The 7,836-nt window shown below is 56.7% G+C and carries 7 protein-coding genes; 2 read left to right on the forward strand and 5 right to left on the reverse strand.

What is annotated here, in order from left to right:
- A partial coding sequence (locus tag ACTG34_RS04775; RefSeq protein WP_439103863.1) for a helicase-related protein occupies window positions 1-1,357 on the forward strand: 1,357 nt, incomplete at its 5' end.
- Between the two features lie 158 nt (window positions 1,358-1,515).
- Entirely contained in the window at window positions 1,516-1,842 is a 327-nt protein-coding gene (locus ACTG34_RS04780; protein ID WP_439103864.1) for a hypothetical protein, read from the forward strand.
- 65 nt (window positions 1,843-1,907) lie between these two features.
- Here the strand turns inward: ACTG34_RS04780 and ACTG34_RS04785 are convergent, their stop codons facing one another.
- The 5 genes from ACTG34_RS04785 to ACTG34_RS04805 all read right to left on the reverse strand — a co-directional run.
- Window positions 1,908-3,569, reverse strand: a complete 1,662-nt coding sequence (locus ACTG34_RS04785; RefSeq protein WP_439103865.1) for a ribonuclease J — start codon at window positions 3,567-3,569, stop codon at window positions 1,908-1,910.
- A complete protein-coding gene (locus ACTG34_RS04790) occupies window positions 3,566-4,357 on the reverse strand; it encodes a type III pantothenate kinase (RefSeq protein ID WP_439103866.1) in 792 nt (263 codons plus the stop codon). The genes ACTG34_RS04785 and ACTG34_RS04790 overlap by 4 nt, the downstream gene beginning before the upstream one ends.
- The gene (locus ACTG34_RS04795; protein ID WP_439103899.1) at window positions 4,357-5,085 is read right to left on the reverse strand and encodes a biotin--[acetyl-CoA-carboxylase] ligase; all 729 of its coding nucleotides are present in this window, start codon (window positions 5,083-5,085) and stop codon (window positions 4,357-4,359) included. Before ACTG34_RS04795 ends, ACTG34_RS04790 begins: the two co-directional genes overlap by 1 nt.
- A 7-nt stretch (window positions 5,086-5,092) precedes the next feature.
- Window positions 5,093-6,529, reverse strand: a complete 1,437-nt coding sequence (gene nuoN, locus ACTG34_RS04800; RefSeq protein WP_439103867.1) for an NADH-quinone oxidoreductase subunit NuoN — start codon at window positions 6,527-6,529, stop codon at window positions 5,093-5,095.
- A gap of 12 nt (window positions 6,530-6,541) precedes the next feature.
- A partial coding sequence (locus ACTG34_RS04805; RefSeq protein ID WP_439103868.1) for an NADH-quinone oxidoreductase subunit M occupies window positions 6,542-7,836 on the reverse strand: 1,295 nt, incomplete at its 5' end.

A 7,836-nucleotide genomic window follows, 5' to 3' on the forward strand; every position in this document is an offset into this window, starting at 1 on the left:
ATATCACAAGCTGACCAAAGCTCTGTTGATCGGTGGCGTGTCGTTCAAAGAACAAGACCAGTTGATCGACAAAGGCGTGGACGTTTTGATCGCGACCCCCGGTCGCCTGCTCGACCATTTTGAGCGCGGCAAACTGATCTTGTCAGACGTAAAAGTCATGGTCGTCGACGAAGCCGACCGGATGCTCGACATGGGGTTCATCCCTGATATCGAGCGCATTTTCGGCATGACACCCTTTACGCGCCAAACACTGTTTTTCTCGGCGACAATGGCGCCCGAGATTGAACGGATTACCAACACATTCTTGTCCAACCCTGCCCGCATCGAAGTGGCCCGTCAGGCGACCTCGGGCGAAAACATCGCGCAAAGCGTTGTCATGTTCAAAGGCTCGCGCCGCGAACGGGCCGCCACCGAGAAACGCGATCTGTTGCGTGCCTTGATCAATGCCGAGGGCGAGACGCTTCAGAATGGTATCATTTTCTGCAACCGCAAGACGGATGTGGATATCGTTGCAAAATCTTTGGCCAAGCACGGTTTTGATGCCGCACCTATCCACGGCGATCTCGACCAAAGCAAACGCAATGCGACACTTGACGGGTTTCGCAATGGCAAGCTCAAGATCCTCGTGGCGTCTGATGTGGCCGCACGCGGCCTTGACGTGCCATCTGTGACCCACGTGTTCAACTTTGACGTTCCAGGCCACGCAGAGGACTATGTGCACCGCATCGGACGCACCGGTCGCGCGGGTCGTGATGGCAAAGCTATTATGATTTGTGAGCCACGCGACGAGAAAAACTTTGCTGACGTTGAGCGTCTGATTGGCAAGGAAATTCCGCGCCTCGAAAACCCACTTGGCACCGCAGCGGTAGAGGCACCGACCCCCGAAGTTGCAGACGCCAAACCCGAGGACAAGCCAAAGCGTACCCGTTCGCGCGCGCGCCGTGGTGCGGCCAAATCAGACACGCCGACCGCCGTTGAGCCACAGTCCGCAGATCAAAACACCGCCGCGCAAGGCGCACCCAAAGCGGCTGAGCCTGTTGTGATCGATGCGGTAGAGACATCCGCACCACAGGCGGCACCAGTGGCTGTAGAGACCGAGGCCCCTGCGCCGACCCAAGCTGCGACCCAAGCTGCGACACAAGACGCCGCACCAGAGGCGCGCACACAGTCGCGCGACGACAGACGCAATGAACCACGTGACACGGAGCGCGATGACAAACGCGCGCCCCGCTCTCGTGGGGGTCGCGGACGTGGTCGTGGACGCGAGGATGACAACACCGTGGTTGGTCTTGGCGATCATCTCCCAACCTTTATCGCCATGAGCTTTGAAGAGCGCCGCGCGGCCGAAGGCAACTAAGGTCTCGGTCACACCGCGCTCAAGCGATCTCGCTTTGGCATAGATATCATTCACGCGCCGCGATTCAGTTCGCGGCGCGTTTGTTTTGTTGTGCATCAAGGCGTCACCACGATCAGTCGCATATAATGGCACGTAAACCTACCAAAGGGAGAGATGCCATGCCTTCAATTTCATCTGTACTTCTCGTTGGGACGCTCGCGGCCATGCCGAGTGTTGCAGCGGCGAAATGCGTCAGCTTGACCGTTCACAACACCACACTCGAAGATCTCACAGCGGTGGGCGTTGCCGACTATGACAACACCAACAATGCGGTTGGCCTGACGGAGTGGCTCGGGGACGGAAACTGGAAAGCGTATGATTTTTGCCTCGACGCAACACGTTTCATCGTCATTGGTGTCGGCGGCGGAAAAACGTTCATCTCGGATATTTACGCGTTGGACGATGGCACAATCCATCTCGACGTCTCGGATCGCAAAAACTTCTAATCAATCACTTAAAACGCAAAAGGGGGCACTCGCATGCCCCCTTTCTCAGTCGATAAACGCTCGTATTAGGCGGAGAGGCGCGAAATCACGATCTGGATTTCCGGCTTTTTACCCGTCTCGTCGTTGGTGGTCTTGCGCAGAATGCGGCGCATGTCCTCTTCGAGTTTGCCGTCATCGCTCATCGTTTTTTTACCCGCACGGTTGAGGAACTGATTGATGTCCGCCTCAAGCACATCCACGAGCGGCGCACGCGACAGGCCAATTTCGGGCAACCCGCGCACTTCGCACCAGCAATCACCAAGCGGCTCATCATCCTCGACAATGACCGTTGCCACGACAAGACCATATTGCGCCATACGGATACGATCGCGCACCACACCGTCCATTGCGCCAATCTGAACTTTTCCATCCAAATAGGTGCGACCCGTTTCGACATATTCGGTAACTTTGGGCGTGTCGCCCGTGAGATCGATACCAACACCATTGGGTGCCACGACACCTTTGAACCCGTTGGTTTCGGCCAAGGCCGCGTGCTCACGCAAATGACGGTGCTCACCGTGCATCGGGATTACGATCTGTGGCTTGACCACCTCGTGCATCGTTGTCAGGTCGGGACGGTTGGCGTGACCCGATACGTGAATATCGTTGCGCCCAGTGATACAGTTTACGCCCATCTCGGAGAAGTTGTTGAGAATGCGCGCCACCGACATTTCGTTACCCGGAATAGTTTTCGATGAGAAAATAACTGTGTCGCCTTCGGCCATTTTCAGACCAAGATACTTGCCACGCGACAATTGCGCTGTCGCGGCGCGGTATTCACCCTGCGACCCTGTTGTCAGCAACAACAGGTTTTCGCGCGGCACATCACCCGCCTGTTCTGGGGAAATGGTCTTGGGAAAGTCGGAGATGATCCCTGTCTCAATACCGGCCGTAATCATTTTGCGCATTGCGCGGCCCAACAAAACAACTGAGCGCCCCGCCTTCGTTCCTGCTTCGGCGAGTGATTTCACACGCGCGATGTTGGATGCAAATGTGGTTGCTGCAACCATGCCTTTGAGGTCTTTCATCAACTCGGTCAGCGGCTCGACCACTTCGCTCTCGGACCGGCCCGGTGTGTCGGTAAAGACATTGGTACTGTCGCATACGAGGGCTTTCACGCCATCCTTGGACACGCTTTCCCAAAGGGTGCGGTCGAACGCCTCGCCCACAACTGGGGTCTCGTCGATTTTGAAATCGCCAGTATGAATGACGCGGCCCGCGGGGCTATCGATCACTAGTGCGGAGCTTTCGGGGATCGAGTGCGACACGGGCAGGAACCCGACCTTGAACGGGCCACACTCAACCTGTTGCGGCCATGCGGAGACGGTTTTGATCATGAGTTCGTCGTGACCGTGCTCCTCGAATTTGAGGCGGGCAAGGTGGGCGGTAAACGTCCGCGCATAGATCGGCGCGCCAAGGCGTGGCCACAAGTGGCCAACCGCACCAACGTGATCCTCATGCGCGTGGGTGATGAAAATCGCGTCGATACGCTCCTTGCGCTCTTCCAACCACGACACATCGGCAAAGATCAGGTCCACACCCGGTGAGCCGTCCATCGACGGAAATGTCACGCCGAGGTCTACGACGATGTAGCGTTCGCGGCCTGCGGGGCCGTAGCCGTAGACGTAGCAGTTCATGCCAATCTCGCCAGCGCCGCCCAACGGCAGGTATAAAAGTCGATCGCTCATGTGTTACCCAATTCTGTGTTGTGGTCTTTGTTGTAGTTATGGATCACGACAAGGCCGTGGATCGTCAAAAATTCGTCAAATGCGTCGAACAGCTTGTGGCCCTGATTGAACAGCGGCGCAAGCCCGCCCGTGGCAATCACCTGCATCGGGCGCTCATATTCGGCCTTGATGCGGTTACATGTTTCACGCACGAGGCCAACATAGCCCCAAAACACCCCCGATTGCATACAGGCAACTGTATTGGTGCCGATCACTTTGTCTGGCATCGTCACGTCAACATGCGGCAAGGCAGCTGCTTTGAGGTGGAGGCTTTCAAGCGAGGTGTTCACCCCCGGCGAAATAACCCCCCCGACATATGCGCCATCGCTCGCCACCACGTCAAATGTCGTCGCCGTGCCAAAATCCACCACAATCAAATCACCGCCAAAGCGGTCAAATGCGGCGGCGGTGTTCACAAGGCGGTCGGGGCCAACCGTTGTGCCCGCATCGACGCGCGGGGCGTGCGGCAACAGGCACTCGGGCTTGCCGACAACAAGCGGGCGACACTCAAAATAGCGGTTGGCAAACACACGCAGGTTGAACACCACACGCGGAACGGTCGACGAAATAATCACCTCGGTGATATTCGCCTCAACCTTTTGAAAGGCCATCAAGCTCGACAACCAGACATAATATTGATCTGCAGTGCGCTGCACCTCGGTGGACGTGCGCCAAGTGGCGATAAATTCACTGCCGTTCCAGATGGAAAAGACGGTATTGGTATTGCCAGTATCGATACACAGTAGCATCAAAAATAGACCTCCGCTGCGGGAATTGAAAGCGTGCCTTTGGCCGTTTTAAGCACCAGATTACCAAAGGCATCCACGGTTTCAAAGGTGCCGTGGTGTTCTTCGGTGACGGTACGCGCGCGGATCAGTTCGCCTAATTTGGCGGCGCGCTCCAGCCACGCGGTGCGAATGGGCGCAAATCCGTAGGTGGCAAATTGCGCCTCCCAACGGGCATAGACGGGTGCGATCACGTCAAGGAACTCTTCGGGCGACACGGATGCGCCCGTCTCGGACACAAGCGACACGGGGGCCACTGCGCCCTGTTCGACTTCAGCGCGCGTAGGCGCATCAATGAGGTTCACGCCGATACCGATCGACAAGTGTCCTTTGCCGCGTTCAAGCAAAATACCCGCCACCTTACCACCGTTCAACAACACATCGTTTGGCCATTTGAGCGCAAAACTCTCTGGTCGGCCAGAAACAACCACAAGCGCCTCTTGGAGCGCAAGGGCCGCAACAAAGGACCGCAGTGCGACGACTTCGGGCGCCTCGGTCGGGAACAAAAGCAGCGTGGCGGCAAAGTTGCCCTTGGGCATCGACCATGCGCGCCCGCGCCGTCCGTGTCCCGCCGATTGGCGATGTGCCAAAATCCATTGGGGGAACGCACAAGAGGCCGCCACGCGGGCGGCCTCTGTCATTGTACTGTCCGTTTCGGCAAGGACGGTGCGCCCTACCCCATCGGGCCAGATGTGCGCCTTATTTGACAAGAGCGTCCGCCGCCATTGCCGCGTACTCACCCACACCAAACAGGTTCACGATGCCGACGACCATAATCACGGCCGAAGCCATAAGCACGATCGTTGCAACGGGGCTTGAGACCTTGTCGAGGGGCTCATGCTCGGAGCCGAAGTAGATGTAATAGACGATGCGAAGGTAGTAGAACGCGCCAATCACAGACGCGATCACACCAAAGATCGCCAGATACACAAGACCCGCGCCCCATGCGGCCTGCAACACGGCCAGCTTACCGAAGAAGCCGAGCATTGGGGGAACACCCGCCAGAGAGAACATCAGGACCAACAGGGCCAATGCCTTGGACGGGGATGTGCGCCAGTAGCGGTTCAAAGACGCCAGATCAGTGACGGGTTTGCCATCGCGTTCCATCGTCAGGATAAAGGCGAATGTGCCGATGTTCATCGCAACATAGATCGCCATGTAGATCATCGCGGCTTGTACGCCCTCTGCGTTGCCGGCCGCCAAGCCCATCAGAGCGAACCCCATGTGGGAGATCGACGAATAGGCCATCAGACGTTTGATGTCGGTTTGGCCGATACCCGCAACGGCACCGAGGAACATCGAGGCCACAGAAATAACCGCAAGCACTTGCTGCCAGTCGCCAACAATACCACCGAACGCATCATGCAAAACGCGTGCGAACAGAGCCATAGCCGCCAGTTTCGGCGCGGTTGCAAAGAACGCGGTTGTTGGTGTCGGGGCACCCTCATAGACGTCAGGCGTCCACATGTGGAACGGCACAGCGGACACTTTGAACGCCAAACCTGTCATCATGAACACCAGCCCAAACAGCACGCCAAGTGGCACATCGTCTTGTACGACGGAGATGATCCCCGCAAAGTTTGTTGTGCCCGAGAAACCGTAGGTCAGTGACGCGCCGTAGAGCAAAAGGCCCGACGAGAGCGACCCAAGCACAAAGTACTTCAGGCCGGATTCCGTGGATTTCACGCTATCGCGGCGGAACGATGCGATAACGTACAGCGCCAAGGACATCAGCTCGAGGCCGAGGTAGAGCGCCATAAGGTCGCCCGCCGACACCATCACCATCATGCCGATGGTGGAGTAGAGCACCAAAATCGGATACTCGAATTTGAGCATATCGCGCTTTTCCATCACGTCGACGGACATGACCAAAACGGCAGCCCCCGCGAGGAGTGCGCCAACCTTGCCAAAGCGTGAAAACGCATCGTCGATAAACATGCCGTCAAAGGCCGAATTGGACCCCGTACCTGACAGAGCAATCATCAGTGCGATGACAACAAACACGCCCGCCGTCACCCATGTGATGGTTTTGGCGAGTTTATCCTTGCTCGTGTAAACGGCGAACAAGAGAGCTGCCATGCCGTATACGGCAAGAAGGACTTCCGGAAGGACGATCGAGAAATCGTGAGCGGTCATTGGTCCGTCCCCTTAATGGCTGATTGCGGCTGCGGCAGTCTGAACCAAATCAGACGGCAGCGCGGCGTTATAGTTATCGAGCAATGCGCCCACCGATGGGCCGATCAAATCGGTCACAAGTGATGGATACACACCAAGCAAAAGCGTCATAAAGATGAGAGGCGCAAAGATCATTTTTTCGCGCGCGGTCATATCCGTGATCGCTTTCAGGCTTTCTTTGATCAGGTCGCCAAGGACCACGCGGCGGTAGAGCCAAAGCGCGTAGGCCGCCGAGAAAATCACACCCGTGGTCGCCACTGCGGCAATCCATGTATTGGCTTGGAACATCCCGACAAGCGTGAGGAATTCACCCACAAAACCGGATGTCCCCGGAAGACCGACATTGGCCATCGTGAAGAACATGAACACCAACGCATAGGCAGGCATCCGGTTTACAAGACCGCCATAGGCGTCAATGTCGCGGGTGTGCATACGGTCGTAAATCACGCCCACACACAAGAACAGCGCGCCAGAGATAAACCCGTGGCTGAGCATCTGGAAGATTGCGCCATCGATCCCTTGTTGGTTGAGCGAAAAGATCCCTGCGGTCACGTATCCCATGTGGGCCACGGACGAATAGGCGATCAGCTTTTTCATGTCTTGCTGCACCATCGCGACGAGCGAGGTGTAGACAATTGCAATCACAGACAACCACATGACGAAATCCGCAAGGTGGTAGGAGGCAACGGGGAACATCGGGATCGAGAAGCGCAAGAACCCGTAGCCGCCCATTTTCAGGAGGATCGCCGCCAGAACCACAGAGCCTGCAGTAGGCGCCTGAACGTGGGCATCAGGAAGCCATGTGTGCACTGGCCACATCGGCATTTTTACCGCAAAGGAGGCAAAGAATGCGAGGAAGGCAATGGTCTGCATCCCGCCGACAACTTGGAACCCCATGACCGACAACGTGTCGGACGCGAAGGTATGGGTCAAAAGCGATGTCGCCTCACCACAGCCACCGATACAGGTGGTGCCTGCGTCGAGATACATCGCGATCATTGCAACCAACATCAACACGGAGCCGAGGAAGGTGTAGAGGAAGAATTTGAAAGCGGCGTAAATGCGGTTTTTGCCGCCCCAGATGCCGATGATCAAGAACATCGGGATCAGACCCGCCTCAAAGAAGAGGTAGAACAGCATCAGATCAAGCGCCATGAACACGCCGAGCATCAGCGTTTCCAACAACAAGAACGCGATCATATACTCTTTGACGCGTGTTGTGACGGTCCATGTTGACCAGATCACCAGCGGCATGAGGAAGGTTGTGA

The organism is Celeribacter marinus (assembly GCF_965656515.1).
GTDB classification, from domain to species: domain Bacteria; phylum Pseudomonadota; class Alphaproteobacteria; order Rhodobacterales; family Rhodobacteraceae; genus Celeribacter; species Celeribacter marinus_D.